Below are 13,706 nucleotides of genomic sequence, written 5' to 3'. Positions count from 1 at the left end.
GTCCTCGATCTGGGCCTGAGTTCTAAGCGCGAAGGGCCCCCGGCATCGGGCTGAAGATCGCCCCGCCACAGACCGAACGGACCAAAGATCGACCCCGCCCAGACCGTTCGGTCCGCAGGCTCGGCGGACGCCCCCCGGCCTCAGCGCTTCGGGCCGTCCAGAAGGCGCCGAAGATCAGGCTGGGCGGCCTTCACCTCCCGGGTCACGATGTAGGTTATGTAGCGGTCAATCCCCAACTCCGCCGCCAGCATCTCCTCCATCAACACCTGAAACGCCGAAAGCCCGGTCGTCAGGACCGTCATGACGTAGTCCATCCCGCCCCCCGTCGCGACGCAGGTGGTCACCTCGGGCAACTGGTTGATATATCCTTCAAAGCGCTCGAAATCCGCCTTTCGGTGGCTCTTCAGCGAAACCGTGACGACGACCTGCGAAATATCCGCGATCCGGTCCAGCGCAAGATCGGCATGGTAGCCGCGGACAAGTCCGGCCTTCTTCAGCCGGGCGAGCCGCGCCCAGCACGGCGTCGGCGACAGCCCGACGAGGTCGGCCAGCCGGGACTTGCTGAGCTGGCCATGCTGCTGGAGCGCGCAAAGGATACGGATGTCAGCGGCATCAAGGGCGGTCGTCTTCATTCCTGCACAGCCTTCATGATTAGCCAAGCCCCTCCGACCCTATGTGCGGTCGGCGGCAACAGCCAGATATCTACCCCTTGACCATGGGCATTGCCAACCGGCCTCGCGGTGTGGCGGCCGGGAAAACAGCAACCATCGGTCCGGCCTAGGCGCGCAGCCACTTGGGCGGCCCGTCCGGCGCCCGCCCGGTGACGGCCGCGTTCACACAATCTTCAAGGCTGCCAAGCCGGGCATGCCTGCCCGAAAGCCCGTGCGCGTAATGCGCGTATTTGCCGGAATTCGTCATCAGGCCGCGGGCATTGGGCGGAAAGACCGGTTCGGTGATCGAGCACCAGCAGATATCCGGGATCAGCTGCACCCCGGCCGCTGCCAAACGGTCCGCCAGCCCCTCGGCCGCCGCCGCGCGCTGGGTGTCGCGCCCAAGCGTGACGATCATTTGCGTGCCGGGGCCGCAGGCGCGTCCGTCGAACAGCGTGGCGATGCGGCGCAACTCGTCGAGGGAGGCATGCGGGCTGCCGATCGCGACCAGATCAATTTGCCCTGTGCCCCGGTTCAGGTCGGCCCAGGCGCCAAGAAGCTCCGCACGCCCGATGCGATGCCTTGGGGCCCCGGTGGCGGGGGCAAGATGCGCCTCTGGCGTGTGGCCCGCGACGTGCAGCATCGGCGCGCCGGAGGTCGTCCCGAAGGCCGCGCAGAGCGCCTTGAGGTCGTCGCGGGTCGCCGCCCGGCTTTCCATCCCGGTAATAAGGGGAACCTGTTCCGGTGATATCCGCCCGGCGAGCCAGCCCAGAAGCGGCCAAAGCAGGTCATCCTGCCCAAGCGCGGGGGGATCGACCGCGATGACCGCCCGGGGGACGCGCCCGGGTTCGGTATAGACGCCCGAGGCGGGCGCGCGCCCCGTCATGGCGATGAAAAGGTCCAGGTAATCGGGATGTTTCGGCGTGCGCGCGCCAAGCACGCTATTGGCGAAGATGACGGCGTTGGACTCCGACCAGCCGAGCGCCTCGCCTTCGCGCGGCGGGTCCTCCAGCAGATAAGGCGCGCAGGTGAAGACCGGCCGCGCGCCCATCGCCACATAGGCATCCGCCAGGCGACTGGCGCGGCGCCCGAAATCGGGGGGGACGTTCTGGGAGGGCCAGTTTTCCCGGTCCACCGAAATGGCGTTGATCGTGGTGGGGATCGACGTGCGGGCGCCAAGTTCGGCCATCTTCTCCGCGAAGATAAGGTTCGCGGAGTGGGCCAGGATGCAACCGTCGATATGACCCCGGGTGACATCGACTAGACCACCGGCCCCCGAGGCGGCGGCCATCCGGCAGATGATCTCCATCGCCATGCGAACGCCGCGCCCGGCCTCACCGTTCAGGCAGCGCCGGTCCCGGTCGGAAAGGTCCAGATCTCCGGGCGGCACGGGCTCCAGACAAAGGTCAAGCCCATCGGCGGTCACCCGGTCCGGACCGATCGAGGCGCATCGCGCCGAAGCGAGGCGATCGTACTGCGCCCGGGGCAGGCGCAGCGTGGGCACCGGCCGATCGAAGATGCGGGCCGAAACCAGCGCGCCGAGCGTCAGGATCTCCTCCTCCTCGCAGAAGACCAAGGCCGCCGGTGCCAGCCCTTTCATCGACAATTCCAGCAAGACGCCGCTGCCGCTACAGGATCCGCGAGAGGTCGGCATCATCAGGATCTTTCCGCTGACGCTGGTCCCGTGGTCGGGATGATGCACATCAACGATGCGCCCCGTCGCCGGATCGACCCCGCCCCAGAAACTGAGGCCCTCGGCGCAAGCGAGGATATCGCCGCTTGCCGTGCCTTCGACGATCCAGAGGCCGTGGCCTTCGCGTGTCTGTATTGTCATGGGCCTCCCGAACCTAGAACGGTGCAGCGCCGCGCGACTTTCGGACGCTGTGCCCGAGCCTAGCGGAAAACACTTGCCGTTGGATATCCCGGCACTTCGAAAACGCGGCGGGCTATCAGCCCGGCACAGGCGGAACCGGAATGCCCTCCCGCTCCGATGCTGTGTTTTCGGTGAATGGCGGCCCCGTCATCCGCCATTCGTGATTGAATTCATTATATAAATTAACAATTTTTTAGTTTACCCACCATAAAGCCCGCCAAAGATTTTGCGCTCGCGTTGCGATGGTCTGGGTTTGGTCGGAGGCCAAATCCTTGTTGCTCACCAGAATGCCAAGTACTTACCCCGAGTTCTGCCAACTCTATTGCTGGCACATATACAGGGACATCACGAGTTGTCGGCTTGGTTTCTGGTCGTTCAATCACGCATTAGTGCTATCTGTCGCCGCCTTCTCGACAGCGGACCTGAGGCCTTTCTTGGCGGCAATCGGCCTCAACTCAGCAGAAAGTGCATTCGCGAGTGAGCGCAAACTAAACCCGGCTCTGCACCCAACGTGCAAACGCATCCAGGTCATGGGACCAAAACACCCTCACTCCTTCGTCGGTGAGGCGCTGCACGTCTTCGGGCTTGATTACGCCTTGTAGCAATGCCGCCGTCTCTACGAAACTACCCCAATGAGCTTTCCATGCAGCGGCTTTCTTTAACACATCGTTAATGCGCTTCACCGAATTGGTGGCGTCGTTGGTCACCTTGCACTCCATTGCCGCAACATATGATGCTGCAAAGCCGCACGCGATATCAACTTCTTGGGCCGTGGTTGTCGCCGTAGCAAATCGTGTTTTGTTCATGAAGTGCTTGGGCGCGACGGCTGCGCGGGTGTCAATTGTCACGCTTGGAAGTTGCGTCCAATTGAGACTTCGCAGCAGCTTAACTACTGCAGTTTCCTGTTCTGCACTCAGCCGGTTCCGCTTTTGTGTATCCGTCAGCTTCGGAGCGATGAAGGATATTACGCGCTCAATCAGTCGTTCGCGCTCGACTTCCGTAGCGTCGCGATTGGCAGAGAGCCATGGCGCAATTTCCCGGTCCATCCACCGGACTAACACCTCAGAAACGGCGCGCACGGCATTCGGCTTCTGCGGAAGGCCCGATTTTTCTGACCCCTTTGACCATTCATCGCAAAGAAGTTTGAATTGATCTTGGCTTTTAGGCGGTGCTAGCAGGTGACGGAATATGAGCATATGCTTGCCGTCTGCCTCAAGAGCGGATCGGAGGTCGCGCAAGTCATGGGAAGCTGCCAGTGCGGCCACTACCTGCAAACGTATTTCCGCAAGTGACGCCGCCCAGTCAGTCGCTTCGCCAACAGGGTCGGCACCTTCGACATAGAGCTTGCGGGCGCGTTCGGCATTCTTGCGGTTTTCTTCTGTGACGCTCATTAGGATGCCCGACGCCGCCGCAGGACAGGTGCAGACCGCCGAGACTCTCCATTGCGGGCGTCGTCACGCTTAGTGTAGGCGATTGCCGCCAAAAGTCGCGTATCGAGCGGAGACAGTTCGTTGACCACTGTATGCGCGGAGGGAGCTGACTCATCGGCGATGTGTCGCGCTAGCGATGAAGCCACTGCATTGGCCAGTTTTGGCGGAACGGCGTTGCCTATCTGGCGGTAGACAGACGCCCGCTTGCCTTCCCATTTCCAAGTCGCGGGGAACGATTGAATTGCTGCGCACTCACGGGGGCACAACCGACGGATTCCATGTACTGGGTCAATGATCCAGTCTTGGGCAGTACTCGCCGTCACAGTGCGCGCGGGAAGTGCCGGGTCAGCAATGAACGCCCCTTGCTTGTAGCCCCAATGACCGCCAGGTCGGGTAGCTTCAGCCTTTCCGGGAGATTTTACGCCACTTCCGGGTTCGATTTTCGCGAGTTCTGCTGCCAGCTTCGGGGTCGGGCGAATGACTTCTTCTTCCACAACCTCTGTGAGGGTGGTCAACAGTTGTTTCAGGCTAACCCATGCCTTCAATCCGGCGGTCGGCTCCTTTGAGTGAGTTGCTTTCGGGAATGCCGGGCAATCCCCGGTCCGGTGAGCAATCACGAACAGGCGGACACGCCGTTGCGCAACGCCGTAGTCGGCGGCGTTCAACAGGCTGACGGTAGTTTGCCAGCCCTCTTGGCGCAAATCTTCCCGCAACAGCGCAAGCGCAGTGCCCGGCTCTCCGTCCAAGCCGCGCGCAGTCAGAAGGCCCCGCACGTTTTCCATAACGATGAAACGGGGATCAAGGGAATTGGCCAGCTTGATGAAGTGGCGAAAAAGCTGGCCGCGTTCATCGGCGAGGCCCATTTGATGGCCAGCGCTGGACCATGACTGACACGGCGGACCGCCCACAATGGCCTCTAAGTCGCCTTTAACCAAGCCGCCTGCGCGCGCTAGCACGTCAGAGGCCTCAAGGAGGCGAATATCTTCTTGACCCACAAGAGCGCGGTCTTCGAGCTTTGTATTGGCGCGCAAGGTCGCAACAGCATCGACGTCCAGGTCGGATGCGAAACGTCTTGTCCAGCCTGCTTGCTCAAACCCAAGGTCCAGCCCGCCGGCACCCGAAAACATCGAAATGAAGTTGTTCATTCCTCCCCGCCATCTGCTTGAGTGCCGCCTGCCAGATAAGAACGTGTGTAGAACATTCCTCTTAAATGACCCTCAGCGGGCGCGCAAGTGGCGCTGCGGCTTTTCCCATATACAGTGCATAGAGTATAATTGAGGTCAACAGCTTGTTGTTGGCGCTGTGGTTGTCTCCAGGGTCCATGCCTTTGCTACTCGGAGGATTCTCTTGTCCTCCTTCAGTCAAGCCCCCGCGATGGTAGGCCCAACTAGTGGACCCACTAGTTCGGTTGTGGCCACCCGAACGTTGGGAGTCACGGCCCGAACCGACGGAGACAGAACATCTTCGCCACGCCCAATCGGCAATATGATCCCCACTGAACACTCAACGGCGCATCAGCCGCTCGATTTCCCGCGCCTCCCGCACAAGCTCGTTCAGCCTCTGCCGTTCCTCGGCCCACTCCTGTGACCTCATCCCATGCTTCCAGGTCGGGTGATCCTTGCCGGAACGATGCCCGCCGCCTGCGCCGAGTAAGCGGCATGCTGCAAGTAGTTGGTGATACAGGGAACTTGACCGAATCCTTGCCAAGTGGCGCTTTGCTTAGTTTACTTGCTGTTAGTCTATTGTGAGGGACAGATGCGCACGCTTGTTTCCTGCTTAGCATTGCTGCTTGCGCCTTCAGCAGTCATCGCCGAGGAAATCCCTGGATCGAGGATCTCTTACGGAAATTGGAGCGGCGCTGGCTACACTTACGATGACGGCACCTTTTCGCATTGCGCAGTTTCGGCAGCGTACCGACACGGCAACACGCTTCTCTTTTCGGTAAACACGGATGCGACAGTCAACGTCGGCGTAATTGCTCCCTCAGACACTTTCACGCCACAGGAGGAGTTCCCGGTTGCGCTTTTTGTTGACCGTCGCCCGCCATTCTTCGGAAACGCGACCGCGCTCGACAACACGTTTGCAGTCCTGAACATTTCTGATTTGGAGCGCGCACTTGATAGTTTTCGACGCGGTCGAACTTTGATTATCCAGTCTAAGTTTGGCGAAACGCCTTTTGACCTTACAGGAACCACTCGGGCACTTGCTGCTACCTTTGACTGCGCTGTGCGTAACCACGCCTATCGCGCTGCACAACCTCAGCAACCTAGGAACCAAGTCGATCCCGCAATACTGATGCAGGTCGCAGCTGGAACGATTACGACACTCGGCGTTTCAGACTTCACATTTCTTTCAGCCGCAGAGATGAAGGAGGCATTCCCCAACGCCGATCCCAGCCTTCAAAGCATCTTTTGGCGTTCGCCTAATCTTGGCCTTCTATCTGGGGTGGTGGTGGCGGCAAGAGGGCCAGAAAGCGACCTTAAGGCTGGCGACGCAAATGACTTGGCAATGCTTTCCAGCATGTGCAGCGGGGATTTTGTTACGGGCGTCCGCCAGGTTCCCGAAGCTGAGGTTGACATGCGCGAAATCCGCGCCGGATGCACCGACGGGTCCGCCGTGAGCGAACACTACCTTACAAAGTTCTTTCTAGGCGACATGGTAGTTTACAGCTGGCTCTGGTTCGAAGGAAGCAAGGCTCAGTCGGAGCGAGCGCCCGCGAGAAATGAAATGAGCAAGAGCGTGGCGCTCTATACTGCGAGCTTCCTGTCAGAATAGAGTCTTCTTCTTTGGTATCTGCCTGCTGCTTCTCTAAAGGCAAAGAAACAGGTAGTTTACCGTGTATTCGGTAGCCATCGTAGCTGAAGCATACTCCGCTCTCTTTTTCGCTGTGCCGCATATTCTTTGGGCTTCAGCAATTGCTTCTTCGCTCGGCGGCACGCTTGCGGAAAGGCCCGGCTCCTGAATCTTTACGCTGGCCCCGTTGTAGTCCGCAACTGCTGGGGCCATAGTATCGACACATCCCGCCAGTGTGAGAAGCGCCAAAATTGTTGTCGCTCTAGTCATCCTCAATGCCTCCCCGTTGTCATAGAAGCTTGGCATAGCTCAACTTTGGCGACAAGCGTGATGGCTGGACGATGTCCTGCAAGCAATCGGCGATGCTACTTCGCTATTCATCTCGTATCAGCCGCTCTATTTCCCGCGCCTCCCGCACAAGCTCGCTCAGCCTTTGCCGTTCCTCGGCCCACTCCTGCGACCGCATCCCGTGCTTCCAAGTCGGGTGATCCTTCCCAGGGCGATGCCCTCCTCCAGCGCCGTGAAACCGGCACACGCTCCACCCCTTCACCGCAGGGCCTTTGCATCGCTCGCCTGTCCGCTTTGACTTTGCCGTGCACCTGGGGGCGGCATGGGCCTTGCTCATGGGGTTGTCGTCAGCTTTCATCGCTGCCCCTCCCCCCGTGCTGCACATTGCCGACAACGGCCTGCCCGCCGCTCTCTACCGTGACGCGCTCCACCCTGACGACTTGCTGCCCCTTTGAGCGATACCGCTTCAGGGTTTCCATCTGCGCGGCATAGCTGCGCACCAGCTTGTTGTAAGCCCGTTCTGCGGAATCCTGTTGCGCGAGGTGCTCAACGTGATTGAGGCGACGGGCAAACATCATGACGGCTTGATGGGTCGCCGCCATCTGGGCCAGAAGCAGCGTTTCCGCCGCATCCCTCGGCTGCATCGAATCCACGAAGCCAAGCGCGAAGTTGGACGCATCGTCGTCAAAGCGTTTGCCTTGAGAACCGAGGCAGGCCAGGTGGTGCAGGAGAACGTCGGCAACATGGGTGTTTCCGGCTCCGTCTCTGATGCGCGAGTAATCGCCCTTCACTGTGACCTGCAGGGCCTTGCCCTCAGGCTGCAGCTTCATCGAGGGCGCTTCCCGCCCCTTCAGCGCAGGCAGTTGGGCTTCGGTCGGCTTCTTTTCGTCGGTCATAGGATCGCTCCCAGGAAGGTCAGGAAAGGTGAAATCGTGATCAGGAAGCGGTTGCGGGTTGCCCCACCTCGGGCATCCGACCGTCCAGCCCTATCTTGCCCCACTACCACCCACCCCCCTTTAGGGGTGTGGTGGTGGGGCAGTGTGGCAGGTCGGGAATAGCGCCCCACTGCCTCACCTTGCCCCACCTCGGTTTCAGGGGTGGTGGGGTTCATTCGGTTGCCCATTCGCCCACCTCCAGGCAGGGCCGCAGGTTCCTCTTGGCGTCTTCGTGCTGCACCTCTCGCAGCGCCCCGCTTGCCACCCAGGTTTTCAGCATCCGGGTAATCCGGGCCTTGTCCTTCGCGGCATCCATCCCCAGCACCGAGGCCACGATTTCGCCCGCCCAATCGCTCTTGGCTTGGTTGCTGGCACGGGGTGGATTGCCCGCCTTCCATGCGTCCTGAATGGCGCGCTGCACCGCCAGAAGGTCGGCGGCACTCAGGCCCTCGAAATCGTCGGGCCATTCCCAGGCTTCCGTCACACCCACGCTATCGCCGTTCGGCAGGTCAACCGATACCATGCGCCGCCATTCGCGTTTGCCCGGTGGGGCAAGGTTTGCCTTGTCACGGTCGATGCTGAAGTAGGTGTTGGGGTCCGAGGAAACCCCGGCATCGGCCTTCTGCGCGTCGCTCATGCGGTTCAGGACACGGGCAGACCGGGCAGCGCCCAGAAGCGCCACCGCGCCCCGGCTGCTTTCCGAGGACGCTTCCTCGCCTCCCAGCTTGCGGGTGTGGTGGACCAGCTCAATCGCGCAGTTGCACCGCTCCGCCACGCGGCCCCACTCCTTCGCCACTAAGTCAATCGCGCCGTTATCGTTCTCATTCACCCGGTGCGAGGACACGAAGGGGTCTACAATCAGCACGTCGATTTCGCGGGCCTCGATTTCCGCGATGATGGCGGCAACCTCTGGGGAGTTGATCGTCGCGCCGTCCCGCGCCTGCGTGGCGGTGCAAAGGCCACGCTCGCGCCCACTGTCGAGAAAGAGACGCCCGCCCAGCGCCTCGGGGGCAACGCGGTGGTGAAGCATGGTGGCCGACACGCGGCGCTCAAGCTCGTCCCTTGGATCTTCGAGGTTCAGCATCCAAACCCGAAGCGGCCCCGAAACCCCTTCGCCCAGAAGGCTGCTCCCCGAAGCCATCGCGACCGCCTCGCAGATGGTCAGGGAGGATTTGCCCACGCCACCAGGGGCAACCGTGACGCTGAAAAAGCGGCGGATCAGATGCCGCCCATACAGCCATTGCCGGGGAGCAATGTTAGCGGGGTCACGCCAGACGAACGGGGTGGCCTTGATCGGTTCCGGCGCACCGGGTGGAATGAAGGCGACAGGTTGAGGGGTGATCGCAGTCATGCGGCAGCCCTCCCCTGCAATACATCATTCCAGTCCAGCCCCTGCGGCGCGGGCAGAAGCGACACCTCCCAGCCTCGCGCATGGGCGGCACCCGCCAGCACCCGGCCCGCGTTTTCCCCCGCTTCATCGCCGTCCGTTGCGACGATCAACCGGCCTGGGCGTTCGGGCAGGTGTAGCGCCTTCATTCCGGGGGCAGAAAGGGCAGCCCATACCGTCGCAGGGCCTTCCAGAAGGCCGCTACACAGGCTCAGGCCCGTTTCCAGGCCCTCGCACACGACAAGCGCCCCAGGCCCTTCAGAGAGCGGCACAGCACCACCGCCGCAGGGTCCAAGCATCATCTTGGCGCTGCCCGTGATCCGTCGTCCGGTCTTCTCGAAGAAGGTGCGATGCACCGCCCCGGTGGAAACTTCGGCCACCATCGCAGAGAGCCAGCGCCCGCTTGGCGCGTGGTGAAGGTCCGTTGTCCACCGCAGCGATGGCGGCAGGGCACAGGTGATGCCCCGGCCTCGCAGGTAGGTCTCTCCCTTCGTGCCTGTGATCGGCATTGATCGGCACCAGAGGGCGCGGGCCTTGTCCAGTTGCGCCCGCTCATAGTCGGCCCGCTTTGCCTCGGCTTCGCGCTGGGCAATGGGATCATGGGCGAGGCGATCAAGCGGCAGGCCCGCCGCATTCACGATTTCGCGGAAGTCGCAGCCGCCTTTGTGGCAGTAGGCCAGAAGCCTGCCACCCTCATCCCGAAGCGACAGGGCGCGTTGATCGGCGCGGCGCTCGGGCTGGCAGACGGGGCACGGCGCATTGCCGTGCTTGCCGTGCCAGTCGCCCCCGAGGCCCAAGGTGATATGGCGCGCGTCCGTCATTCGTGGCCCTCGCCATAGACAAGTTGGGCGAGGATGCCCGCCACGGGGCCTGAGAGGCCGCAAAGACGGCGCAGTCGAGCGAGGCGCAGGCTGATCATGCCGCCACCTCCAGCCCATCCAGGCGGGCCACTGCGCTGCGCAGGAAATATATGCCATAGTCACCGGCCCCGGCCTGCCTGTTGCCGGGGTAAATGACGGTTTCAACGTCCAGGCCAAGCTCGTGCTTCAGGACGCAGACGATATCCGAGATCCGCACAGGGGAGGCGCAATAGACCGGCCCCTGCATGAGTAGGTCAAGAATTTGGCGACGGCGCTTTTGCAGGGTCACGGTGACGGCTTCGCCGTCCCTGCGCGTGATCCGGTAGTGCGCCGGGGTGCGGTCTTTCGGCAATTCACCCACGCGGTAAATGCGCTGGGCGTTTCGGGGGGGTGTTTTATCGGTTTTCATTGCTCGGCCTATTTGACGGTTGAAACCGTGCAGGTGCCGGGCTAAATCTTGCGTATCGCCCGCAAGAGTAAAGCCGCCGCCCATCGCACGGGTGGCGGTTTTCTTATTTGGAAGACTCGGCACGGGCTGCTTCCCAGGCCTCGATTTCCGACAGCTTCCAGCGCGTACAGCCGGGCGTCAGTTGAATAGGCTTCGGGAAGTTTCGGCTTCTGAGCCAGCGCCAGGGCGTCGCTCTGTGAACGCCATAACGCGCGGCAACTTGCAGGTCGGAAACGTAACTGTCGGCCATTGCGCCTAACTCCAATCATTTGCGATTGGATAGACATGGTCTCGCTCGGCGCAAAAATCGTGGGAATTGTTTAGAGGCGTTACTTTTCCTTGCCTTTGCCTTTGGATCTTGCGCCCCTGATCGCTTTGTAAATCGCCTGCTCGTCCATCGCCATGCCGTACTTTTGCGTTGCCAGAGCGATCATCCTACAGGCCGACGCCACACTCGACCCATAGCCTCCGCGCAGAGGAACGGACCAACTTTCACAAGCATAAGTTGCGACTTCGCTGAGAAAAGAGTTTCTTGTGGCGTACTTTGTTGGACTCGGTCCCTTTTTTCTGGCGGGCTTGCCAAATGCAAGAAAGTGCCCGGCAACCCTGAGAAGTTTTGGAGGCAATTCCTGACCCTGAACTAAGCGAATAGAAACGTAATGATGCAAAATCTCAATAGCTGGAGGATAAGAGGCTGAAATTGGCACAATAAAATCAGCTTCATCTTCGGTTACGGCCTTACCTTCAGACATCTTTGCGAACAATTTAGAAAGCCTGGCGATTTTTTTCTCACTAAGACGGCTTAAGCCTGAAATTTGAGAGCTATCCTCAAATAAGCCGCGTTGTATTCCGTGAAGCACTAATTCGTCTATGTATTTTTGAGGATTCAATTTTTCCACTAATTCAGCGGTCCGTCGTATCATGTCTTGAATATCTTCTGACGACTCCCTTGGACTGCTATGCTCTCGCGAACGAAGCTCGGAAAGGAGTTCCTGCGCCTGTTGTTGCCACTTCATGCCAGCTTCACCACTTCGCCACCTGCTTTAGCGTCGCCCAGCACGTCCGCCCAATCACGCATCATGCGCCGCCGCTTCTCTACCATATCGCCTCGACGATACGCCGCCTCAACAGCGTTGCTGATCTTGTGCGCAAGGGCAACCTCGGCCATTTCGCCCGGGTAGTTCGTCCGCTCGGCCGCCCAATCGCGAAAGGTGCTGCGCAGCCCGTGCGGCACGGCTGGGCGCTTGCTGCGCGGATCAAGGAAGCCGAGGCGCTGGGCGCTAACTTCTGCCTCTTGCATCCGCCGCATGGTCGCGCTCAGGGTCATGTCGGAAAGCTGCCCGCCCCTCGCGGCAGGGAAAACCAGCGGGTTGCCTTCGAGGCGGGGTAAGGCTTTGAGAAGGTCAACGGCGGCGGGCGAAAGCGGCACCTTGTGTTCCCGCTTCATCTTCATGCGCTCGGCTGGGATTACCCACAGGCCACGCTCCAGGTCGATTTCATCCCACCTTGCCCCTCGCACTTCACCGGAGCGAACGGCGGTTAGGGCTAGAAGCTCCAAGGCCCGCGCCCCGAAGCCTTCGCGCTTCCGTAATTCAGCCATCCACCGGGGCGCATCATCAAGGGCAACGGCGGGGTGGTTTTCCTTGTCGGCCACCTTGTCAGGCGCGGGCAAAAGTTCCTTGAGGTTGCCAGCCCATCGCGCCGGATTGTCGCCAGTGCGATGCCCCGCCACGGTCGCCCATGACAACACCGCCTCGATACGACCGCGCAGGCGCGATGCCGTTTCGGTCTTGCTCTGCCATATCGGTTGCAGCACCCGCAGAACGTCTTGCACCGTGATCTGCTCAACCTGCATCTGCCCGAGGACAGGCACCGCATACTGATCAAGCGTATTGCGCCACTGGTCGCGGTGCTTGGCATTCTTGAAGCCGTCCAGCTTGGCAGCAAGGCAGCGCTCAACCGCAACCTTGAAAAGCAGCCCCCGGCTTTGTGATGCCGCCAGGGCAGACTTGAGGGCCTTCCGTTCCTCTACAGGGTCGATGCCACGGCGGATCTGGTCTTTCGCTTCCCGCGCCCGCTCCCTGGCCTGCGCCAAGGTCACATCGGGAAAGCCGCCTAGTCCGATTTCGCGGCGAGCTTCCCCAACCTTCGTGCGCAGAAGCCAACTGCGGCCATCGTTCGGGGTGATCTGCAGCATCAGCCCCGAAACGCCCCCGACCGCGACAACTTCGTTCCACTTGCTCTTGCCGCTGTGGCGCAGGTTTCGCACCTCAAGCGGGGAAAGTTCCTTGGCTAGCTTCGGCATGTTGGAATCTACCCATGTTCTTACCCACCATAAAAGATACGATTGGGCGCGATGCCTTGCAACGGTTTGCGGCGCGTTCAGCGTTAATTTATTGAGATTATACGATGTTTCTGCAGCGCATTGCGACAGGGTGCAGGGGGTGAATGGCGGCCCCGTCAGGATTCGAACCTGAGACCTACCGCTTAGGAGGCGGTCGCTCTATCCCCTGAGCTACGGGGCCGCTGCGATCTTGGATAGATGGGGCGGACGGGATTGGCAAGCGCGGGACTGCGCGACGAAGGCCGGAGCCAAGGCCGAAACGCTGGGCCGCGCCGATCTCAAGACAGTGTGGCTCGGCCCCCGGCCGCGCGGGCAGGGGGCCGTAAAGAGACTCGCAAGACGGGGCGTGTGCGTGTCCTGCGGCGCGGCGTGAAGCCGGCAACAGGCGCGCGCACCAGCCCGGCGCAGGCCTTATTCTCCTTTGATTTGCTTTGCTTTTTGGACGAGGACTTCGGCTTGTCGGATTGAGGCGTAGTCGATGAGTCTTCCGTCGAGGGAGACGGCGCCTTTCCCGGCGGCTGCGGCGTCTTCCATGGCTTTGAGGATGCGTTGAGCTTTGGTGACCTCGGCCTCGGAGGGGCTCATGACCTCGTTTGCGAGCGTGATCTGGGAGGGGTGGATGGCCCATTTGCCTTCGCATCCGAGGACGGCGGCGCGTTTGGCGGCGGCGCGGTATCCATCGGGGTCGGAGAAGTCTC

12 protein-coding genes, 1 tRNA gene and 1 pseudogene are annotated in these 13,706 nt (G+C 61.2%); 1 reads left to right on the top strand and 13 read right to left on the bottom strand.

Features of this window, described 5'->3' with window-relative positions; all coding sequences use genetic code 11:
• Positions 1-140 precede the first annotated feature (140 nt).
• The 4 genes from OE647_RS19625 to OE647_RS19610 all read right to left on the bottom strand — a co-directional run bounded on the left by OE647_RS19625 (position 141) and on the right by OE647_RS19610 (position 5,098).
• The gene (locus OE647_RS19625) at positions 141-632 is read right to left on the bottom strand and encodes an Lrp/AsnC family transcriptional regulator (RefSeq protein ID WP_263723471.1); all 492 of its coding nucleotides are present in this window, start codon (positions 630-632) and stop codon (positions 141-143) included.
• A gap of 145 nt (positions 633-777) precedes the next feature.
• Positions 778-2,484: a cis-3-hydroxy-L-proline dehydratase gene (lhpI, locus tag OE647_RS19620; RefSeq protein ID WP_263723470.1), complete on the bottom strand. Its 1,707-nt coding sequence runs from the start codon at positions 2,482-2,484 to the stop codon at positions 778-780.
• Between the two features lie 527 nt (positions 2,485-3,011).
• Positions 3,012-3,914, bottom strand: coding sequence for a XamI family restriction endonuclease (locus tag OE647_RS19615; protein WP_263723469.1), 903 nt, complete (start codon positions 3,912-3,914; stop codon positions 3,012-3,014).
• Positions 3,914-5,098 (bottom strand): DNA cytosine methyltransferase, encoded by a 1,185-nt coding sequence (locus OE647_RS19610; protein WP_263723468.1) that lies wholly within the window; start codon positions 5,096-5,098, stop codon positions 3,914-3,916. Before OE647_RS19610 ends, OE647_RS19615 begins: the two co-directional genes overlap by 1 nt.
• A 610-nt stretch (positions 5,099-5,708) precedes the next feature.
• Here OE647_RS19610 and OE647_RS19605 point away from each other — a divergent pair.
• Complete coding sequence (locus OE647_RS19605; RefSeq protein WP_263723467.1) at positions 5,709-6,728, top strand: hypothetical protein; 1,020 nt, start codon at positions 5,709-5,711, stop codon at positions 6,726-6,728.
• A gap of 653 nt (positions 6,729-7,381) precedes the next feature.
• On the opposite strand, the gene OE647_RS19600 is transcribed toward OE647_RS19605, so the two are convergent.
• The 9 genes and pseudogenes from OE647_RS19600 to OE647_RS19560 form a co-directional block, all read right to left on the bottom strand.
• Positions 7,382-7,930 carry a hypothetical protein gene (locus tag OE647_RS19600; protein WP_263723466.1) on the bottom strand — a complete coding sequence of 183 codons (549 nt, stop codon included), beginning with the start codon at positions 7,928-7,930 and terminating at the stop codon, positions 7,382-7,384.
• Positions 7,931-8,141: 211 nt separating this feature from the next.
• Entirely contained in the window at positions 8,142-9,320 is a 1,179-nt protein-coding gene (locus tag OE647_RS19595; protein WP_263723465.1) for an AAA family ATPase, read from the bottom strand.
• Positions 9,317-10,177 carry a DUF7146 domain-containing protein gene (locus OE647_RS19590; RefSeq protein WP_263723464.1) on the bottom strand — a complete coding sequence of 287 codons (861 nt, stop codon included), beginning with the start codon at positions 10,175-10,177 and terminating at the stop codon, positions 9,317-9,319. The genes OE647_RS19595 and OE647_RS19590 overlap by 4 nt, the downstream gene beginning before the upstream one ends.
• Positions 10,178-10,271: 94 nt before the next feature.
• On the bottom strand, positions 10,272-10,748 hold the full coding sequence (locus OE647_RS19585; RefSeq protein ID WP_263723463.1) for a hypothetical protein: 477 nt from the start codon (positions 10,746-10,748) through the stop codon (positions 10,272-10,274).
• Complete coding sequence (locus tag OE647_RS19580) at positions 10,729-10,914, bottom strand: helix-turn-helix transcriptional regulator (protein ID WP_263723462.1); 186 nt, start codon at positions 10,912-10,914, stop codon at positions 10,729-10,731. Before OE647_RS19580 ends, OE647_RS19585 begins: the two co-directional genes overlap by 20 nt.
• A gap of 79 nt (positions 10,915-10,993) precedes the next feature.
• A complete protein-coding gene (locus OE647_RS19575) occupies positions 10,994-11,680 on the bottom strand; it encodes a hypothetical protein (protein WP_263723461.1) in 687 nt (228 codons plus the stop codon).
• On the bottom strand, positions 11,677-12,969 hold the full coding sequence (locus tag OE647_RS19570; RefSeq protein WP_263723460.1) for a tyrosine-type recombinase/integrase: 1,293 nt from the start codon (positions 12,967-12,969) through the stop codon (positions 11,677-11,679). The genes OE647_RS19575 and OE647_RS19570 overlap by 4 nt, the downstream gene beginning before the upstream one ends.
• 144 nt (positions 12,970-13,113) lie before the next feature.
• Positions 13,114-13,189, bottom strand: a tRNA-Arg gene (locus OE647_RS19565).
• Positions 13,190-13,419: 230 nt separating this feature from the next.
• A pseudogene (locus tag OE647_RS19560) lies at positions 13,420-13,706 on the bottom strand (CoA ester lyase); the annotation flags it as partial.

Source organism: Albidovulum sediminicola, from assembly GCF_025751575.1.
GTDB classification, from domain to species: Bacteria; Pseudomonadota; Alphaproteobacteria; order Rhodobacterales; family Rhodobacteraceae; genus Albidovulum; species Albidovulum sediminicola.
This window is presented reverse-complemented; position numbering and strand designations above follow the sequence as displayed.